Below are 19,110 nucleotides of genomic sequence, written 5' to 3' on the forward strand. Positions count from 1 at the left end.
CTTTACGTTGGCAAATCGAAATTTTATTTAAAACGTGGAAGTCATTCTTTCAAATTCATCATTGTAAAAAGATAAAACCAGAACGATTGGAGTGCCATTTATATGGTCAATTGATTGCCATTCTACTCTGTTCTTCTATCATGTTTCAAATGCGACAATTACTCCTAATGAAAAAAAAACGAGAGCTTAGTGAGTATAAAGCCATATATATGATCAAAGACTATTTTCTTCTTCTATTCCAAACTATACAAAAAAACACCCAAGAGCTATCAAAGGTGTTACTTCGCCTGTTCAATCTCCTACAGCAAAACGGGCGGAAATCTCATCGATATGAGAAAAAAACGGTCTTTGATATATTAGGTGTCGTTTACAATTGTACCATGTCTGATAATCAAGCCGCTTAATTCAAAAAATGAAACCCGTTAGGGTTTATTTCGTATGCAAATCTTTTAATCACCTACACTTGCCCTTTAGAAAAAAGAAACAATCTCGCCTAAAATTGACTTTGCATAATCTTAGCTTGATAGCGATGGGGTCTCGCCACATCACCATCAAGCTAAGACAAACAAATACCCCAAAACGAGAAAATTGACATCTTCAGGCGAAAATGGGCAATTTTTTTGTTTTGGGGTATTATAAAAATCTTAAGTTGATGGGCATGTATGGTGACCCCTTGTAGGGATTCCTACAAGTTCTTTTTGTTTTTCATTTTAAATAACCTACAATAGATCTTTAAAAGAAACTAAAGATCTTAATTTAGGAAATTTGTTATTACACCGTCTTCAACATGTTTTTTGAACTCTTTTTCATTCACCTTATTAGTTTGATAAACTCTCTATACGGGGTTCATCCGAGATATATGTAATTTTGAGCCATAGTTTGTATTTTATCTCCATTATCCGATTATCCTGTAACAAAAAGCGATTGTAATAATAATGTTGCGGATTATTTTTGATACAGTATTTTGATACAGCAAATTTAACAGTTAGGGTAGTTCATATTTCCAAATACAAGATGTAACAAAATCCAACAAAAAATTATTTTTTGTTACATTAGATGGCGTGTTATAATGAGTTATCGTTAACTTTAAGAGAATCAAATCTACATATGTGAGGAGTCTAAATGAATTTATCTCAGGAAAAAAACCTAGAACTTATGATGCATATTATTACTTTATTATCTTTCATCATTCTCACTTTTTTTAGCATTACAATTTTTTATATACCCTTAATTTTTTATTTCATATTCAAATCAAAAAAACTTCGTATAATTGCTATTGAAACGGCTGTTTATCAGCTATTCACTTGGATTATTGTATGGATATGGAATACTTTTGTAATGAGGACTTTAATGCTTTCTATGTTCCATTCCGATATCAATGTGAGTAATATGTCCATGATATTGTGGACAGCCCCAATTTATATAATCCTAACTATTTTGTTATTTTTCGGGCCACTTAAAGGAATATTAAGTGTATTACAAGGGAAAGATTTTCATTATCCTATTATCTCCAAATGGATTAGCAAGTAAAAAATAAATAAGGAAGAATCCAACAAATTATGGATTCTTCTTTATTTTGTATTTATTGTCTATTTATGAAATATAAACTCATATTTTGTGTTTATATGCTAGTTGTATTTATAATTGAGATATTTTTTAACTTCTAAAAATACTTAAAATAAGCATCGCTAAACCGCTTAATGCCATAAAGGTAAAAGCACTATAACCAAAAATTCGAATCCATTTTGGTAATTGATTCATGTTAACTTTATTTGTTGGGACTCCTTGTATAGAAAACATCATTTCTTGGTCTCGATCCCTATTATTTTGTTGTTGGTACATAAACTCATCACCTTTCTGGCTATTTTATTTATAGTATATCATGTTGGCTGTAGTTATATATAATTCGACAAATTGTTTTTATTTAAAGAACTAATAATAGGGGGCCCGCTACATCGCTATCAAGCTAAGAAAAAGAAATGCCCGATGCCCATCTAGCTAAGAAAAGCAAATATCCAAAAACAAAAAATGATCTGACTTCTCAAAATAGTTTCACAGAAAAAAGAAAAGCAGACTCCCATAAAAGAGCCTGCCTTCCCTGCTTTGTAAAATTAAGAAGCTTTACGTACGTTTGAAGCTTGAGGTCCACGTTGACCTTGCTCCAAATCAAAAGTCACTGCTTGACCTTCTTCTAAAGTTTTGTAACCTTCGCCTTGAATCGCTGAGAAATGAACGAATACATCGTCTCCACCTTCACGTTCGATGAATCCGAAGCCTTTTTCGCCATTAAACCATTTTACATTACCTTTTTCCATTTGTATTGCCTCCTAGTGTGTAAACACACACAATGTAATACTATCCTTGCTCTCAGTGATCATAAAGGTGAAAAGTTACAAATCCTTTACACCGAACAAAAATAATTAATTTTAATAATAACATTTTTTGTAATAAATGTAAAGGTGAAGAAAAGACATTAAGCTCACTATTTCTTTATGATAATCATTGACGTATATGGGGTATGTGTAGCAGTGGAACAAAATCACGCAACAAACACTAGTGGACATTCATTTTAAGGGTTATTTCTTATATTAGTGGACATAAAATAGCTATTTTATGCCCACTAATGCTTGTTGCTTTATCCTGTTCCATTACTATACATACCCTTGTTAGAAAATGAAACTTTGTTCGATAGCCGTAAATTTCGTGAAATGTGTGACATGGGTCGGTTGATGGAAGATCAATTTTTATCTTTGCTTTCCTATGTTGCAGATCAAGAGCGTAAAAAAATCCATCAGCGACGAGCAGAAGGGATTGCTGTAGCTAAATCTCAAGGGAAACATTTAGGACGTCCTCAGGTGAACCTTTCAACCCTAAGCAAACAACAAATGCATATGATAGAAGAAACTTATTCTTAATGGAAAAGTGGAGAAATAACAGCTACTATGTTTATGTAAATGTTAGAGCTAAAGAAAAACACGTTTTATAAAATAATGAAGGAATATGAGGAAATAAAGTAGGATCTCTCTTATTAGAAATCCTACTTTTCTTTATTTATAAGAATCTTGATGTTTTTGTATCAGAATAGTATTGTGTATATCGAAAAAAATAAAAGACAACTCCAATTAAGAGTTGTCTTTTGGTGTAATAAAATCCCCAAAATATGAAAATATACAAACGAATATAATACGTTATGATTGATATTATAACAAAACCGAAGAGTATTGAGAATAAAAAGAATGTTGTAATGATTTTTTAAGGTTTTAGTTAAAAAAGCCCCGAAAATAAACGTTTTAAAGGGTTTCCTTTAAATATAATTATTGTATTTCGAGAGGTTCATTATAAATCTTAGCTATATATTTTACAAAATCAATGACGGGATAGTGTATGAATGAACGGTGCTGCGTAAAACGAACTCCTGCTTTTTCCATTTTCGAAATGAGTTGTTCAACTTCCAACTCTTTTTGTTGTATTCTATTATAATTTTGATATACAATGTTTTTCCATTGATAGGAAGAGCCATGAAAATAACTCTCTCCTTTTACCCTGTGACTAAATATAATTTCTATTTTTTCTCTACGTTGTTTTTCCCTCATATGCGCTTCCGTTGACTGCATGTTTATCGCCTCTTCCTTTTGTGTTGTATGCTATTTCACAAAATTTGGTCTAACTCATCATAGCCAATGTACATTGATCTTGTTGGGAATTGTAGTTTAAGGCTATCTCATCAACTGTATTTTACATCTAAATAGGTTGATTGTTTGTATAAAATACTATCAATACTTATTATAAAACGATTCTTTATAGTCATGCATCTTTTTACACTCAACAAGATTTACAACATGACGAGTATCATCATCCATGAATGTTACCCTCCGTATCCCTTTTTATATGAAGAAATCATATGAAAACATAGCGTTCATAAAAAATTTTGTTACAAATTTTTTATGTTTAACTTAAAAAAAGGAAAGTAATATTTATTTGTAGAAAATTTTTAAGGATAAAAATAGGATGAATATCCATGGTAAGAAAAGGGGGCACTCGTATGCTAACGAATGATTTAGATTTTCGATTAGAACCACGTTTAAAAGAAATGTATGAACAACATAAAATAAGAGCGCAGAAGATAGACTGGGGTTATCATGAGTTTTTGCCATGGGATAAGGGAATGGACTTTAAAAGAGTTCCTTGGGATGAAAGTCAAGTTAATCTTCCTTCTGGTGTAATTACGGCCATTGAAACAGCTTTATTAACAGAAGTGAATTTGCCATGGTTTACAACGTATTTATCTGCGACTTTTAAAGGATCCCTTTCTGTTATTACAGACTTCATTCATACTTGGACCTCAGAAGAGGATCAACATTCGAATTTATTGGAGACATATTTACTACTCACTCGAAGTGTGAATCCTAAGCGAATCCATGAATTAAGAAAGTCAGTCGTTGAGGGTGGATTTGAGCCTGATTTTCATACACCAATAGAAGCCATGACGTATACGACGCTACAAGAACTTGCAACGATGGTGTTTTACAATAATGTTGCTAAGGTTGCAAGTAAGCATGATTCAGATCTTGCTACATTATTACGCCGTCTTGCAAAAGATGAAACACTTCATTATGCGTTTTATCGAGACGTTATTCGAATTCATTTAGAATTGGAACCAAATTATTGCTACCATATTGCCAATGTAATTAGGAATTTTAAAATGCCAGGTGCAGTCATGCCTGATTTTGAAAATAGAATGGCTGTGATTGCAAAAGAAGCAAACTATGGACCACTACAATATTTTGATCAAGTACTTGATGTAGTGGTTGAGTATTGGGGGTTAAAAGACTTACGACCAATTGCCCCCCTTGCAGAAAAAGCAAGAATTGAGATTTTGGAGTACCACACAAGATTGAAAAAAATAAGGGATCGATTTGGTCGTTTTCAAGGGAAAACAGATCTACGTTAATGAGTAGAGGTTTCAGAATATGCGAGGGGAAATTCCCCTTCCCTTTATTGGAAATCTAACACATTCCTTATGGTTTTTGTGCTGGTTTTATTTAATTTGATTTTTAAAGAAAAAATAAATTGACAACAAAAATAATTTTATGATATTATAAAATTTTTGATAAAAAACAACATATGTGTTAAGCTTGAGAAGGTTACCACATATGGAGGTGGATTATATGTTTCAAATTGGCGATAACATTGTTTATCCAATGCACGGAGCAGGTATAATTGAAGCCATAGTAGAAAAAGAATTCTCAGGAAAAAAACAACAGTATTATGTCATAAAAATGTCAATCAGTAATATGCAAGTCATGATTCCTACGGGTAAAATATTGAATTCGAATATACGCCCAGTTACTGATATACTTGCATTAAAACACATTATACACATTTTTCAGCATGAAGAATCCTGTAAATTACTGCCGTGGAAACAAAGGCATAAAGTGAATACGGACAAAATAAAAACAGGTGAAATACAAAAAGGTGCTGAAGTTGTACGGGATTTAATGCGTATGAAGAAAGAAAAAGCACTCAATACAAGCGAAAAAAAATTGTTGGATGATGCATATAGATTTTTGGTCAGTGAACTAGAATTAATTAAAGGAATCACTGAAAATCAAATAAAAAGTTTCTGTTAAGGTTCATTATAAATAATGTATTATATCCTCTGAAAACATTCTAAATCTTTCGGGAATATGATGAGTATTAAAAGCGAATCATTTCAAAGACATTCAATTTCTTCAACTCACTTTTAGAGTAGGAACCTCTTTTGTTATTACTTCAATCTAATCCATTTTTATTTTCAAATTTTTTTTACAAACGTTCGAAATTTCATCAAATAACTCAATTAAATAGTCACTTGATTTTTGCAATCCTGATTCACACTGGCACGGACAAGGAGCCGTAAGGATGAAAGAGAGGTAGGGCTTTCATTGTTTTAGGTAATATACTATCTAAGTCATTATTTCTAGAAGAAAAAACAATTAATTTAACCGCTATCTTTAAGAGTTTCTTACATCTAATGAGACAGTGTTTAGTAATTGTTTATCTTTTTTACGTAAAATTGATAAACGAACTGGTAACGCTATATGGTCAACTACAAAAAAATGGTTTCCAGAGCAGGAAACCATTTTAAATTTTATTTACATACAAATAGTAAATTAAGTAATAAGAAGGAGTTCACACATGAAAAAAATGTTAACAAAAGAATTAAGTAATGAATTAAAGAAGCGAGAAGGGATCATCTCTATTACAGTTGAGCCTTATGAAAAAATCGAAGTTGGTGGAATTCGTGTAGATGGACCAGCTGTAATTCTAATTAATCAAGAATAGCTAAAAATAGTTTCATGCAAGAAGAAAAGGATCAGCCTTTAAGAGAAGGGAGGATCCTTTTTGTTTGCTGCTACTTTTATTTAAGGTGTTGGGTTTAAAAGGAAGGAGAGGGTTTGGATTATCATGGTAGAAAGCTTAATATTGGTAGGGTTTCTTTTTACGTTATATAAATTAGTTGATAAAAAAACAAACTAATTTATATAACGATATATTGTTTCCTTTTTTAGGACGAAATGTATTTGATAGTGAAATGGATAATTTAAAGGAGGAATTTAGATGGATGCAAGGAAAGAACGCATAAAATACGAAAAGATGTCAAAGAATTATGACCGTATTTATTCAGTTTCGTTTATCCTATTAATTATACTTGTTTGTAGTAGTGTAATTATCATAGGAGCTACAGGAGGAAAATATGGAGTGTTTTTATTGTTAGCAATTTTACTTAATGCACGTATTACGAAGGAATCTCAAAAAAAGTATGAGCACTATTCTAATAAAGGGCGTATTTAAAATGATATATATCCAGAAAGGAACAACCTAGATGTATATTCAAAATATCCCTTTATCATCTCCTATTAACTAGTAAAAGTAACTTTATATAAATCATTTTTTTAGCAACGTAGAAATAGAAACCGCACTCTATTAAAATGGTATTTTCGTTTCTATAATGAATTATCCTTCTAGTATATTTATAAGATTTATATCATATATTAGTAGAAAGAATGCAAGTTAGAAAGGAGTCTTATAGAATGAGTTATTCGAAAGGAAATGACTTGAGTGAACAACATATGGTAAGTGTGCCTAATCCCTATGTATATCAGACATTACAATCAGTAATTGGTAAACATGTGGTTATTGAAACTGTAAGAGGCAATATAAGAGGTAAATTAAAGGATGTGAAACCAGATCATTTGCTCATTGAAGATACGGCGCCATATATTGTACGCATTCAACAAATTGTATGGATTATGCCAAAGCAATAATCAAATTTATAAAAAATTAATGTCATAGTCCACCAAGTAAAAACACAGGGTTTTATCTCTGTGTTTCTTCAAATTTCCGTTTTTGAATATATGCTTGAGCATGAATAAGTTCTTCCTGAAGCTCTTTTAATTCTTTTGTAGATTCGGATTCAATAGCCATGTAAGTAGTAACTAAACTAATCATCATATCCATCTTCTCTACTATATTTTGAATGACTTGTTCAGATTGCTCTTTTTGAGGGTGTTGTATTGCTATTAATACATTTTCTATATAATTGTTCTTTCTTTGCTGGATATCATAAATAAACTGTTTTGTGTTTGAGTTCATTTGTTTTCCCTCCGTTTTGGATATATCTTCATTCTATCATATTTGAATAGAAAATATTGAATGGGCCGTTCTTACTTGCAATATTCATCGGTTAAAGGGATACAGCCGAGATACGTGTAAAAATAGGCCATAGCCTTACTTTTTTTCCAACTATGACCTATTGAGCTTATAGGGGAAGCACCATCCATCAACTTAAGAAAAGTAAACACCCCAAAAACAAAAAATGAGCTGACTTCTCAAAATAACTAACTGTAGAGAAAGAAAAATTTCATTTAGTGCGTACTTCAAAACCTTAGCTTGATGGCGATGGGGTCACCATATCAAAAAAGATAATTGTGCGTTTAGACATATTTTCAACCACTTCCTATTCGTTAAGGAACTCGTTATTTTTTTACAGTTTTTTATAATGAAATTCTAAATAACTAATTATAATAGGTGAAAAAAACGATCAATAGTTGGGGTACGGAAAGGATTCGAATTTACATTCTTTCTCAATACATATCATGGATAAATAAAGTGAAATATGGGTTGGGTCTATGTCTCATGTTGTGTTAATCCTAACAATAACTAAGGGTACATAATATGCTTTCATACCATTGAATAATTTTGTTATAGAAGGGATGGAGATTTAAATGGCTCAAATTGTTGGTATTGATAGATACCTTTGTACTGGGGCTTTAATCTATATGCGTGAGGGCCTTTCCCTAAGTCTTTTCAGGAAGTAAGGATCGGTAAGCAAACACTTATACAATATGAATAGAGGAGAGGAATGCCTTATGAAAATACGTAGTCAAATTACATGTGCAAGTCTGGCCCTTTTAATAGCTGGAAGTTCCCTGTTATATACAACATCAACCTCAATTGTAAAGGCAGAGCCTACTCAAAATGTATCTATTTCGTTACAAACAAATACTCAACGAGATCGTACTTCCGTCAAGCAAGCAATGCGGGATACATTGCAACTTGGATACCCGGGGATACTTGCTAAAACTTCTGAGGGTGGAAAAACGTGGGGATATGCCGCTGGAATAGCGGATCTGAGAACCAAGAAACCAATGAAAACAGATTTTCGCTTTCGCATTGGGAGTGTGACGAAGACGTTCACCGCAACAGTTGTACTTCAATTAGTTGGAGAGAATCGCCTGAAGCTAGACGACTACATCGAAGACTGGTTGCCTGGTGTCATTCAAGGAAATGGATATGATGGTAACAAGATTACTATTCGGCATATATTGAACCATACAAGTGGTATCGCTGAATACTCAAGGTCAAAAGACGGTGATTTTACGGATATAAAAAAATCGTATACGGCTGAAGAGTTAGTGAAGATGGGGGTTTCTCTCCCTCCAGACTTTGCCCCAGGAGAGGGCTGGTCTTATTCAAACACAGGATACGTATTACTGGGCATTCTTATTGAAAAAGTAACCAGAAACAGCTATGCGGAAGAGATTGAAAATCGGATTATTGAACCACTTGAATTGTCGAATACATTCCTACCAGGCAATTCAAGTGTTATTCCAGGCACTAACCATGCCCGTGGATATGTCCAACCAGACGGAGCAAGTGAGCTAAAAGACGTTACTTATTATAACCCAAGTGCAGGTAGCTCTGCTGGAGATATGATTTCTATTGCTGACGACTTAAACAAATTCTTCTCTTACTTGCTCGGTGGCAAATTACTGAAGGAACAGCAACTAAAACAAATGCTTACTACTGTGCCTACAGGAAAAGAAGGAATGGATGGATATGGTCTTGGAATCTATGAAACTAAGCTTCCAAGCGGTGTCTCGATATGGGGACACACAGGTGGCATTCTAGGGTTTACTACCTTTGCTGGGGGTAAACTTGGAGGCAAGCATACGTTGGTTGTCAATTGGAATAGTTTGGGTAGAACTGACAGTCCTAATCCTTTTAAAAAAATTTTACTTGCTGAATTTAGCAAGTAGGAAAAAAGGAAAAATTTATTGTTTTTTCATAGTTAAAAATATACTTTTCTGGTTCAAAAACCCAACTTATTTTCAAGAAAAATTTGGGGCTTTTTTTGTTTTGGTGGCATTTATTCTTCTTAAAATGAAAGTAAACTTTTGGGTAAAAGTTTACTTTGGAGTTTTGAATCATTTTATAACTAATTTTGCAAAAAATTTCTCAATATAGATATAATTGTTAATTATAGTTATAATATTCAAAATTAACAAAAATAAATTATAATAAAAATATGATGGTTATTCCCTTTGTTTACTCCTTGTGCTAAAGATAAGATTGTGTTCCCGATCTTATCTTTTTTCTTTGTAGATTTTTGATACAAAAAAAGAATCCTTATAACAAGGATTCTGCAACAGGAAATAACAAAATATAAACGATTGTAGCATATATAAATTTAGTTCTTATTATAATGGTAATCCTTTGGCTACTCTATTTTGATATTCTTTAAGGGGCAGTGTAACAGATTTATTTGGTGCATCTATTGGAGTTGCTTTAACATATATCTCAGAATAATGACCACCTTCACCGCTAAACTCAGATTGAATATCTACTACTGGTATTTGTATATTTTTATTATCTGGTTGTAGATAAGATTCAAAGTTCAAATATGATGGTGTTGGTTTTGAACCATTCGTAAGTAAATAATACACTTTTGAATTGTAAAAATTAGGACGTGATTCCTGCCACGTCCATCCATATCCATTTTGATCATAGTAGGATAGTTTCGGAACATGAACTTTTGATTTTGTTTTAAATGTTCCTGAGAAATTAGCGGCTTTCACTATACCAAAATATGTTGTGGTATAACCAGCCTTACAAATTACAGGCTGTGATTTAAATATAATTTGTTCTTCATGAGTAGATGTGTTAGAACTTGTATGAGTATAATTAAATTCAGATGAAAGTGTAATCTCTTGACCGCCTTCAGCAACAAAAGGAATTTTAACTGCTAACGTTGATTTTGAAGATACTCCTAATTTAACCCCTTCTTGGTTTGAATAGGTAAAAGACTCTGTTGTTTTGATACTTTTTTCAGGAGAATACCATGTTTGGTCTACTAATCCATCATTTTTGTATGATAGTAGTTCTATTTGTTGTGTAGGTCCCCAACTATCAAAATGTGCTGTTATATCTAAGTTATTAACATCAGTATGATATTCGGGCTTAGATACATATTTAGTTGCAGTATTTGGATTAGCTGCAGTACCTTCTGGAGTCATTCTATCTTTTATATCTTGTATAAACTTATCTTCATTATAAACATTATCACTCTTTGTATTAACATTTAATATTGTACTTTTTGTAGCATCTGCAAAAGAAGTAGTAGGCATACTTACTACTCCTATACTTAACATACATGCGAATGGCATCATTACAGCCATTTTTTTATATGATTTCATCAATATTCTACCTCTCTTAATAGATTTAGCATTATGCTATTAATATATCTAATTGACGGAAAATACTCAATATTCCGTTTAATCTGTCACTATCGGATAAAATTAACTAGTTTTTTAGGTTTTATTACATATATGCATCTAGAAATATGTTAATTTTTTTTGTTAATGTCATATTTAAGATAAAAAGATATATAGAAATTAAGAAATCTACTGTTAATTGTCATAAATTCTACAATGTTTTTAAATGGGTTTATCTTTCTGGCGTACCGCCAGCATTTCGGAAAAAAACCACGCTAAGCCAAAAATACAATAAGCTGTCCATATGGACAGCTTATTTACATAATTATCGTTATCAGAAGTTGATCAACATCAGTTTATTCGTCTTATAAAATAGAAAACTAAGGAGGACAAAGTAATAGGAAGACTAAATTTAATAAAATCCATTATAGAATAAGGTACATATGCTCCAGATAATCCAATGTATATTAAATATGTATAGGAAACACCTAATAATATAAACAGGGGAATCCCAATACTTAATTTATAACTTATTTTTATTTTTCTATAAGAAAATTCTCCTAGTAAACAGCCTATAAGTACAGGTATGCTCCCATACATAATGTAAAGAAGAGTCATCGACCAGGGGGAACCAAATGATGCTTTCATACCTTCAGAGTTATTTATAAATTCCAAATTAGATGTAAATATAGAAAAAAATATAAGACATACTAAGTAACTAACTATAAATTTTTTCATTTCTATCCCCCATATTATTCACAATGATATCTTTATTATATACAGTTACTCTTATCTAATATAGATAAAATGCAATATGTATATTGTATTCATGCTCGGTTAACATAACGTCCTATTATCGGTAGCAAGAAAAAAGCGAATTCCCTTTGAAAGTAGGGTTTCGTCTTTTTCTTTTTCTATAACCCTATTCATCTTTTTATACATTCCTGTCCTGGCGTGTGTTCAGGGCTCTTGTTTGTTACTGCATTAGCCAAAAAACTGTATAAAATCTTGCATACTCTTAGCGTGGGGTTTTTCCAAAATGCTGGCGATCCCCCATGCCCATCAAGCTAAAAAATGCAAATACCTCAAAACAAAAAATGAGTATTTTGTTACAAGTTAGTACAAAATTTCGTTCTGAGGTACTATAAAATTTTAGATTGATGGGCATGTATGGTGAGGCCTAATAGTGAACACTTCAAGAGTGGCTATATATCCTTATGACAAAATGCTGTAGAAAGCTTAAGAATTCTTAAGAACTTTTCCCCCTTTTTTTTAAGATTTGGACGCTAGTGTATAATTATGAATTCAAACCTGTGGGTGGATTAAGTATGAAAATAATTCATTTTCTTATTTTTGTATATAATGAACTAGAAATCAGTTGGTGTAGCCCTTTCAATTTCAAGGTTTATTGGAGTCAAAATAATTTAAGGAATTAATTTGAAGAAAATAAGATAGAAATGTTTCAACTGTTTATGTCTTTAGTTGTTCAATACGAGAAAAAATGTGGAGGAATCATATGGAGTTAAAAATTCTTATTGTTGATGATGATAAAGAGATTAGAAATCTTATCTCTGTTTATTTGGAAAATGAAGGTCTGAAAACTCAAAAAGCTGAAGATGCTATGGAAGCTTTACAATTGTTAGAAGAAAATGAATTTGATCTTATTATTTTAGATATTATGATGCCGAATATGGATGGTATTGAAGCTTGCATGAAGATTAGGGAGAATCGCAATATGCCTATCATTATGCTATCTGCAAAATCTGAGGATATAGACAAAATTCAGGGTCTAGCCTCTGGTGCAGACGATTATTTATCAAAACCGTTTAACCCATTAGAATTAATTGCTAGGGTAAAATCGCAATTAAGAAGGTTTAAAAAATACAATACGTCCATAGAACATAATAAAAGCATTCTAGAAATTGGTGACTTAACCGTGAATACAGATACTCGTCAAGTATGGGTAAGGGAAAAGGAAACAAGGCTCACTCCAAAAGAGTTTGCTATTCTCGAACTACTTGCCCGCAACAAAGGGATTGTCCTGAGTGTAGCAAAAATATATGAAGCAGTTTGGGAAGAGGTTTTTTATAAATCAGACAATACTGTCATGGTGCATATTACAAAAATAAGAGACAAAATAGAAGAGGATTCTAAACATCCCATTTATATTAAAACTGTGTGGGGAATTGGATATAAAATATGAAGAATGTTAGTTTTAGAAATAAGATCATTATAAAACTTCTTGGTGCTGTTGCAGTTAGTTTTTTTATTTCATTTGGTTTAACAATCCTCATTTTGGTATACGTCGTAGATCCATTATTTGTAAAACACGAAGAATTTGGTATCTTTGAAGCCAATTTGGCACTGTTTTTCTTATTCGCGTTCGCAATCTTTAACTTTATCATACTTTTTTTGATATTGGTTCGAAAGAAAATAGTATATTTGAAGCTCATTTCGGATAATGTAAATGATATTGCCAATGGAAAACTGGGTTTGACAATTGGGATTAAGGGGAAGGACGAATTGACCCAACTTGCTCAAAATATCAACTATATGTCTAAGGAATTGGAAAATACATTTGAACAAGAAAGACGATTAGAACGTACAAAAAATGAACTTATAACGAACGTATCTCATGATTTACGCACACCGTTAACATCTATTATTGGCTATATAGATTTATTAAAACGAGGGCAATACAACAATAACACACAATTACAGGAATACCTTGAAACCACGTATTCAAAGTCACAGAGACTGAGATATTTAATTGATGAGCTGTTTGAATATACTCGTTTATCAGGCATAGATGCTAAGTTAAATCTTAATGAAGTCGATTTATCTGGTTTGTTGGAACAAATAGTTGGAGAATACATTCCTATATTTGAAAAGGAAAGTTTAATCGTTCAAAAATCAATCACGGAAGAAACAATACCTATCTTCATAGATGTAGAAAAAATGGTACGTGTTTATGAAAATCTGTTTATGAATGCGATAAAGTACAGCATGAAACCATCGGCATTATTCGTATGTCTTGAACGAATAGGTAATAAAGCAATTTTGAAAGTGTCGAATAAAGTCGAGAAACCACCTGTTAGCGATCCTAATAAATTGTTTGAAAGATTTTTCAAGGGTGATAAGGCAAGAAAAAGTGATCAAGGAAATGGACTGGGGCTTGCTATCTCAAAAAGAATTGTTGAACTTCATCATGGTAATATACATGCAGAATATAAAGAAGGTTGGATATCCTTTATTGTTGAACATCCAATCGAATAGATTGGCTTATGGAATTACAGGTTCCATAAGCTTTTTTTTATAAACCTTAAGAATTCTTAAGGTTTTTTCAGGGTGTTTCCTAATTTTTATAGTTTATCATGTATGTATTCAAAGCGATGAGGTGAGTGGAGAAATTAAAATAAAATTTTCTTTACAGCTTCCAAGTGGATACATCGTGACAGCCTTATGGAAAAGGTAGATGCAACATGACTATTTTGTTAGTAGCAAATATGAATAGCAACTTATTTTAAAGAAATGAAAAAACAAACGTAGGAGGATATATATGACGAAACCAGTTGTAGACGTGAAAAACGTCCAAAAAGTTTACGGTAAAAAAGGTGAGAACCAATCACACGCGTTAAAAGGTGTTTCATTCTCAATTCATGAGGGGGAGTTTGTCGGAATTATGGGGCCATCTGGTTCTGGTAAAACAACATTATTAAATGTAATTTCAACGTTAGATAAAGCGACAGGCGGTGTTGTTGAAATTGCGGGTACGGATATTACGAAAATGAAGCAAGGTGAGCTTTCTGATTTCCGTTCGCAAAAATTAGGATTCATTTTCCAAGACTTTAACTTATTAGAAAATTTATCTATTTACGAAAATATTGCACTTCCACTTTCACTTCAGGGTGTCCCATCACGAAATATTGGACAGAAAGTAGAAAAGGTAGCTGATATGTTAGGAATTTCAGCAATCCTTCAAAAGTATCCATCTGAAGTATCTGGTGGACAAAAACAGCGTTCAGCAGCAGCACGTGCGTTAGTGCATGAGCCAGCAATTATTTTAGGGGACGAGCCAACAGGAGCGCTTGATTCTAAAAATGCAACAAGTTTACTGGATGCGATGACAAACTTAAATAAAGAACAAGGTGTATCCATTATGATGGTGACGCATGATCCTTACAGCGCAAGTTACTGTCAGCGTATTTTATTCATTCAAGATGGTGAGTTATATAAAGAAATTCATCGCGGTGGTACCCGTGAAGAATTCTATAAAGAAATTTTAGACGTGCTTGCAAACTTAGGCACACAAAAAGCGTAAGGAAGGAAGTTCAATCATGTTATTTAAACTTTCTATGTCAGGCCTAAAAAGTAAGTTGCAAGATTACATTGTTTTACTTGTTGGTCTTATTGTCTCTATTTCAACTTTTTATATGTTTCAAACGCTAGCATCCAATAAAACGTTCCTTGAATCTAATTCTTCTATTAGGGATATTGTGGCTGTCTTTAAAATTGGTTCCTTTTTGTTAGCGGTTATCACATTTTTCTATATTTTATATGCAAACTCTTTCTTATCAGCTCTTCGTCAAAAAGAATTTGGTATGTATATGATGTTAGGAGCAAAAAAGCATAAAGTTACATTACTTATGTTTATCGAAACAATCGTATTAGGCGCTGTGTCTCTTGCGATTGGAATTACAATTGGTGTAGGACTTGCAGAAGGTATCGGTCAACTATTAATGAAACAACTCGAGTTTGCTGGTGAAGGTTATAAAGCATTTTATCTACCATCAATAACTATTACTTGCGTCTACTTCTTTGTACTATTTATATTATCAGCAATTATGAATAGTATTAAATTATCGCGTATTTCTGTACTGCAACTTGTACATGCAGATGCACAAACTGAACGTGTCGCCGTAAAAGGAAAAATGACCGTTGTAGTTGCATTCCTTGGTATTCTTTTATTGGGTATTGGTTATGCATCATTGATTTATATGTCATATGTAAATCCGCTAATTGCTTTGGGATTAATGGCCGTTGGATTAATCACAGCAACCGTTGGTACTTACCTTATATTTGGATCACTTCTCCCAGTTATGATTAACAAGCTAAAGAGTAATAAAAAACATAGTGAAAAAGGCTTAAATGCTTTTACTTTTGCACAATTAAATTTCCGCATTAATGGTCTAACAAATGTGCTTGCAACAGTAGCAATCTTAGTGGCTCTTGGTGCTGGTGGAATTGCTTGTGGTATGGCATTTAAAAACAACATCCTAAAAACGACAGATCAAATGCGAATTTACGATTCAGTCATTCATAATCCAACAGCGGAAGAAAAGAAAATTTTGGGTGGTATCTTATTTCAAGAAAAACATGAATATCATTACAAAGTTGATGATAGGTATGTTTATTATCTTAAAGAAGATGTAGAAAAAAATCGTCCTTTCTTGCAAGGTATGAAAATAGAGAAAGTTTCAGAGGAAATACCCATTGGTGCATTTTCAATAAAACGGGTTCAAGGAGAGACGAACACAAAACAATGGATCCAGGCTTTCAGAACGATCCAGCCAGATTATATGTATCCTGATTATGAAATGAAAATTGTAGATCAAAACATATACGATGGTATGAAGGGTAAAGAAAGTACTGTGTTTATGGGGAGAACAGATGATTTTGGATCATACATAAAAGAATGGAAAAAACTTGATGAATTACAGATGGCAAAATATAAAAATGTGAGAGCGGAAGAATTGGATAGTAAGTATCAAGCGTATATTGTGAGTCATAATTTTGCCAGCGGACTAATATTTATGGGTTTTTTCGTTGGAGTTGCATTTTTAGCAATGATGGCAAGCTGCTTAATGTTTAAAATTCTATCCGGTGCATCCAAAGATAGTACACGTTATCAAATGCTTCGTAAAATTGGTGTTCGCAGGGAGTTATTAATACAATCGATTTATAAAGAGTTATTCTTCGTATTTTTAGTCCCAGCAATTGTGGGTATTGTTCACGTATTAGTTGGTATAAACATGTTCAGCGTTCTTTTGGCTGATCCGTACTTTCGTATTTGGCTACCAATTATTATTTTCGTAGTAATTTACTCGATTTACTACTTGATTACAGTTCAATTGTATAAAAGAATTGTACTTCCGAAAGAAAAATAGTTTTACAAAACATACAAAATTTTAAACTCAAAAAACCAGTGATATCCTACACATGTACTAGTATCACTGGTTTTTTATATGGAAATTTGATGGTCAATTTGACAAATTATAAAAAATTACAAGCTCAGTTTTACATTTTCCCAACGATATTTTTGTAAAATTATCTTTCTTTTCCCTCTGTTTGATTGGCTTGGAACTCCATTTTTAACGCAATACTATCCCCTTGGAACACGTTCTGATCTGTACCGTTGTCTTCAAATACAAACTTTATCCAAAACCAATCCATTTTCCCAGGTTTTAACCCCCCTGTTTCAGTCCACTTAGAATGAAATACTTTTTTGGAGACAATCTCTGAACTTTGTGATTTTAGTTCTGCAAGGGTTGTCTCGTATACAGGGCTTTTTGCAGGATCCCAATCCCAAAGAAATTGTACTTTAATATGTTTACCGAAATCTTCTGTAGTATTATTTTGTTTTAAGTCGTTTACAGTATAGTCTATTTTCATCATGATATCTTTAATATCTAAGGAACCACTATTTTTTAAATTGAATTTTTTTAATATTTTGTCCCCAGGTTTTAAATTTTCTAAGTTAAGTGAAGTAGTTGGTTGCATAGCTAAATCCAATGTACCTGCAGCAAATGTATTATTTGTCACAACTTGATCGCTAAAATATGCATATGTTCCCCCACCGATTAAAGACATACCAAGAGCGGCTGAAACCACTCCAACACCTAATTTCTTTTTCAATGACATTTTTTGTTCCTCCCATATCATTTTTACAATTTTTCTCCCTAATTAACTAAAACGCTCCCCTTAATACAGGTATAGCATCAATTGTAAGAATTTTGTATTGAAATAAGAATATTACTTATTGAGAAAATTATGTTGTTATCTGTTTTCTATAAATTAAACGTACTCAAAATAGAAAGTTTGAATCCGGAATTTAATTAAAGTTAAAGGGCAATGGATGTACCTGTAACGTACTGTTGATTCGAAAGGAAACACAATCGATTTTTGTCTAAACAAAACAAGAGATGAAAAGGCTGCAAAGCGCTTTTTTAGGAAAGCGCTGCGGCCTTTTCATGTTTCAAAGCCACGTGTAATAACAGTCGATAAGAATCCGGCTTATTCTATAGCAATTGGGTAGTTGAAAAAAGAAAAAGGCATACCTGATAGTAAGCAACTTAGACAACAAAATTACTTGAATCATATAGAAGATGGACTTGTAACATAGAATACGATTCCGTTAGGAATATATATGTTTTATTCTCTTTTACTTTGTTTTTGCATCAGAACCAAAATACAAAGGGAGCAAGAAGAGCTACGTAACCGTCAAGAGAAAATAAAGAAAGAGACAGAAGAACGACAATATATTCAAATACAGAAAGCGTAGCTATATAGAAAAAAGCGCTATGGAACAAATGAAACTTGTATCATGTCTATATATTGAAACCATATTAAAAGTGAGGGCAGTTTTATGTTTATTCAAATAAGTTTGAGGTGTGGAAATGGAACAGAAGTTTACTGGAAAATGTAATCATGACGAGCTCGACTATGTTATTAAAGACTATTGGCAAGATGTATGGAATTATTCATTTATTATTACAAAAGATCCACACTTATCAGATGATATCACACAAGATGTCTTTATAAAGGTTTTTAAACATTGGCATTCGTTTCGAAAGGATTCATCCATTAAAACGTGGATATTAAAAATCACAAGAAATACAGCCATAAACTATTTAAAATCATCCTATTTTAAAAGGATATCTTTAGTGGGATTTTTTAGTGACGACAAGCAGTCTTCTTCGGCAGAACAAGAATTTTTTAAGCAAGAAGAAATGAATGATGTGTGGAAGGTTGTATTAGAACTACCTAAAAAGCACCGTGAAATAATTATATTGGA

Annotated in this window: 19 protein-coding genes and 2 pseudogenes; 15 read left to right on the top strand and 6 right to left on the bottom strand. The window is 32.3% G+C overall.

Annotation, left to right across the window (positions count from 1 at the left end; genetic code table 11):
- Together BUA87_RS28585 and BUA87_RS32025 are read left to right on the top strand one after the other, a co-directional pair.
- Positions 1-404: transposase (locus tag BUA87_RS28585; protein ID WP_142953291.1), on the top strand; the 404-nt coding region annotated here is incomplete at its 5' end.
- A gap of 718 nt (positions 405-1,122) precedes the next feature.
- Positions 1,123-1,530: a magnetosome magnetite crystal formation protein family gene (locus BUA87_RS32025; RefSeq protein ID WP_001054346.1), complete on the top strand. Its 408-nt coding sequence runs from the start codon at positions 1,123-1,125 to the stop codon at positions 1,528-1,530.
- Between the two features lie 126 nt (positions 1,531-1,656).
- Here the strand turns inward: BUA87_RS32025 and BUA87_RS28595 are convergent, their stop codons facing one another.
- Entirely contained in the window at positions 1,657-1,842 is a 186-nt protein-coding gene (locus BUA87_RS28595; RefSeq protein ID WP_000284738.1) for a hypothetical protein, read from the bottom strand.
- A gap of 269 nt (positions 1,843-2,111) precedes the next feature.
- A complete protein-coding gene (locus tag BUA87_RS28600) occupies positions 2,112-2,315 on the bottom strand; it encodes a cold-shock protein (protein ID WP_000410775.1) in 204 nt (67 codons plus the stop codon).
- 348 nt (positions 2,316-2,663) lie between these two features.
- Between BUA87_RS28600 and BUA87_RS31125 the strand changes: the two are divergent.
- Positions 2,664-3,017 (top strand): annotated as a pseudogene (locus tag BUA87_RS31125) (recombinase family protein); the annotation flags it as partial.
- A 297-nt stretch (positions 3,018-3,314) separates the two neighbouring features.
- Here the strand turns inward: BUA87_RS31125 and BUA87_RS28610 are convergent.
- A complete protein-coding gene (locus tag BUA87_RS28610; RefSeq protein ID WP_001192002.1) occupies positions 3,315-3,614 on the bottom strand; it encodes a hypothetical protein in 300 nt (99 codons plus the stop codon).
- Between the two features lie 428 nt (positions 3,615-4,042).
- On the opposite strand from BUA87_RS28610, the gene BUA87_RS28615 reads away from it, so the two are divergent.
- From BUA87_RS28615 to BUA87_RS28630, 5 genes are all read left to right on the top strand, one after another.
- A complete protein-coding gene (locus BUA87_RS28615) occupies positions 4,043-4,951 on the top strand; it encodes an acyl-ACP desaturase (RefSeq protein ID WP_000957112.1) in 909 nt (302 codons plus the stop codon).
- Between the two features lie 217 nt (positions 4,952-5,168).
- On the top strand, positions 5,169-5,630 hold the full coding sequence (locus BUA87_RS28620; protein ID WP_000486320.1) for a CarD family transcriptional regulator: 462 nt from the start codon (positions 5,169-5,171) through the stop codon (positions 5,628-5,630).
- Positions 5,631-6,177: 547 nt separating this feature from the next.
- On the top strand, positions 6,178-6,324 hold the full coding sequence (locus BUA87_RS30725) for a BC1881 family protein (protein WP_000738547.1): 147 nt from the start codon (positions 6,178-6,180) through the stop codon (positions 6,322-6,324).
- Between the two features lie 276 nt (positions 6,325-6,600).
- Positions 6,601-6,834 carry a hypothetical protein gene (locus BUA87_RS28625; RefSeq protein ID WP_000340038.1) on the top strand — a complete coding sequence of 78 codons (234 nt, stop codon included), beginning with the start codon at positions 6,601-6,603 and terminating at the stop codon, positions 6,832-6,834.
- 239 nt (positions 6,835-7,073) lie between these two features.
- On the top strand, positions 7,074-7,307 hold the full coding sequence (locus tag BUA87_RS28630) for a YuzF family protein (protein ID WP_000122390.1): 234 nt from the start codon (positions 7,074-7,076) through the stop codon (positions 7,305-7,307).
- A 52-nt stretch (positions 7,308-7,359) separates the two neighbouring features.
- Here BUA87_RS28630 and BUA87_RS28635 read toward each other — a convergent pair whose 3' ends face one another.
- On the bottom strand, positions 7,360-7,635 hold the full coding sequence (locus BUA87_RS28635; RefSeq protein WP_001087724.1) for a hypothetical protein: 276 nt from the start codon (positions 7,633-7,635) through the stop codon (positions 7,360-7,362).
- A gap of 776 nt (positions 7,636-8,411) precedes the next feature.
- Here BUA87_RS28635 and BUA87_RS28640 point away from each other — a divergent pair.
- On the top strand, positions 8,412-9,581 hold the full coding sequence (locus BUA87_RS28640) for a serine hydrolase domain-containing protein (RefSeq protein ID WP_072941647.1): 1,170 nt from the start codon (positions 8,412-8,414) through the stop codon (positions 9,579-9,581).
- Positions 9,582-10,022: 441 nt separating this feature from the next.
- Here BUA87_RS28640 and BUA87_RS28650 read toward each other — a convergent pair whose 3' ends face one another.
- Positions 10,023-11,018, bottom strand: a complete 996-nt coding sequence (locus BUA87_RS28650; protein ID WP_000844425.1) for an ETX/MTX2 family pore-forming toxin — start codon at positions 11,016-11,018, stop codon at positions 10,023-10,025.
- 1,534 nt (positions 11,019-12,552) lie between these two features.
- Here BUA87_RS28650 and BUA87_RS28660 point away from each other — a divergent pair.
- The 4 genes from BUA87_RS28660 to BUA87_RS28675 all read left to right on the top strand — a co-directional run bounded on the left by BUA87_RS28660 (position 12,553) and on the right by BUA87_RS28675 (position 17,203).
- Positions 12,553-13,239: a response regulator transcription factor gene (locus BUA87_RS28660; RefSeq protein WP_000420702.1), complete on the top strand. Its 687-nt coding sequence runs from the start codon at positions 12,553-12,555 to the stop codon at positions 13,237-13,239.
- Positions 13,236-14,312 (top strand): HAMP domain-containing sensor histidine kinase, encoded by a 1,077-nt coding sequence (locus tag BUA87_RS28665; RefSeq protein WP_000800291.1) that lies wholly within the window; start codon positions 13,236-13,238, stop codon positions 14,310-14,312. The genes BUA87_RS28660 and BUA87_RS28665 overlap by 4 nt, the downstream gene beginning before the upstream one ends.
- 283 nt (positions 14,313-14,595) lie before the next feature.
- Positions 14,596-15,357 (top strand): ABC transporter ATP-binding protein, encoded by a 762-nt coding sequence (locus BUA87_RS28670; RefSeq protein ID WP_000165834.1) that lies wholly within the window; start codon positions 14,596-14,598, stop codon positions 15,355-15,357.
- Between the two features lie 16 nt (positions 15,358-15,373).
- Complete coding sequence (locus BUA87_RS28675; RefSeq protein WP_000897819.1) at positions 15,374-17,203, top strand: FtsX-like permease family protein; 1,830 nt, start codon at positions 15,374-15,376, stop codon at positions 17,201-17,203.
- A 160-nt stretch (positions 17,204-17,363) separates the two neighbouring features.
- On the opposite strand, the gene BUA87_RS28680 is transcribed toward BUA87_RS28675, so the two are convergent.
- Positions 17,364-17,957, bottom strand: coding sequence for a TasA family protein (locus BUA87_RS28680; RefSeq protein ID WP_071715060.1), 594 nt, complete (start codon positions 17,955-17,957; stop codon positions 17,364-17,366).
- Positions 17,958-18,150: 193 nt separating this feature from the next.
- On the opposite strand from BUA87_RS28680, the pseudogene BUA87_RS30730 reads away from it, so the two are divergent.
- Together BUA87_RS30730 and BUA87_RS28690 are read left to right on the top strand one after the other, a co-directional pair.
- Positions 18,151-18,417, top strand: a pseudogene (locus BUA87_RS30730) (DDE-type integrase/transposase/recombinase); the annotation flags it as partial.
- 295 nt (positions 18,418-18,712) lie between these two features.
- The coding region (locus BUA87_RS28690) for an RNA polymerase sigma factor (RefSeq protein ID WP_142953292.1) at positions 18,713-19,110 on the top strand (398 nt) is incomplete at its 3' end.

Origin of the sequence: Bacillus sp. bc15, assembly GCF_900142585.1 — a bacterium.
In the GTDB taxonomy this organism is placed as follows: domain Bacteria; phylum Bacillota; class Bacilli; order Bacillales; family Bacillaceae_G; genus Bacillus_A; species Bacillus_A cereus.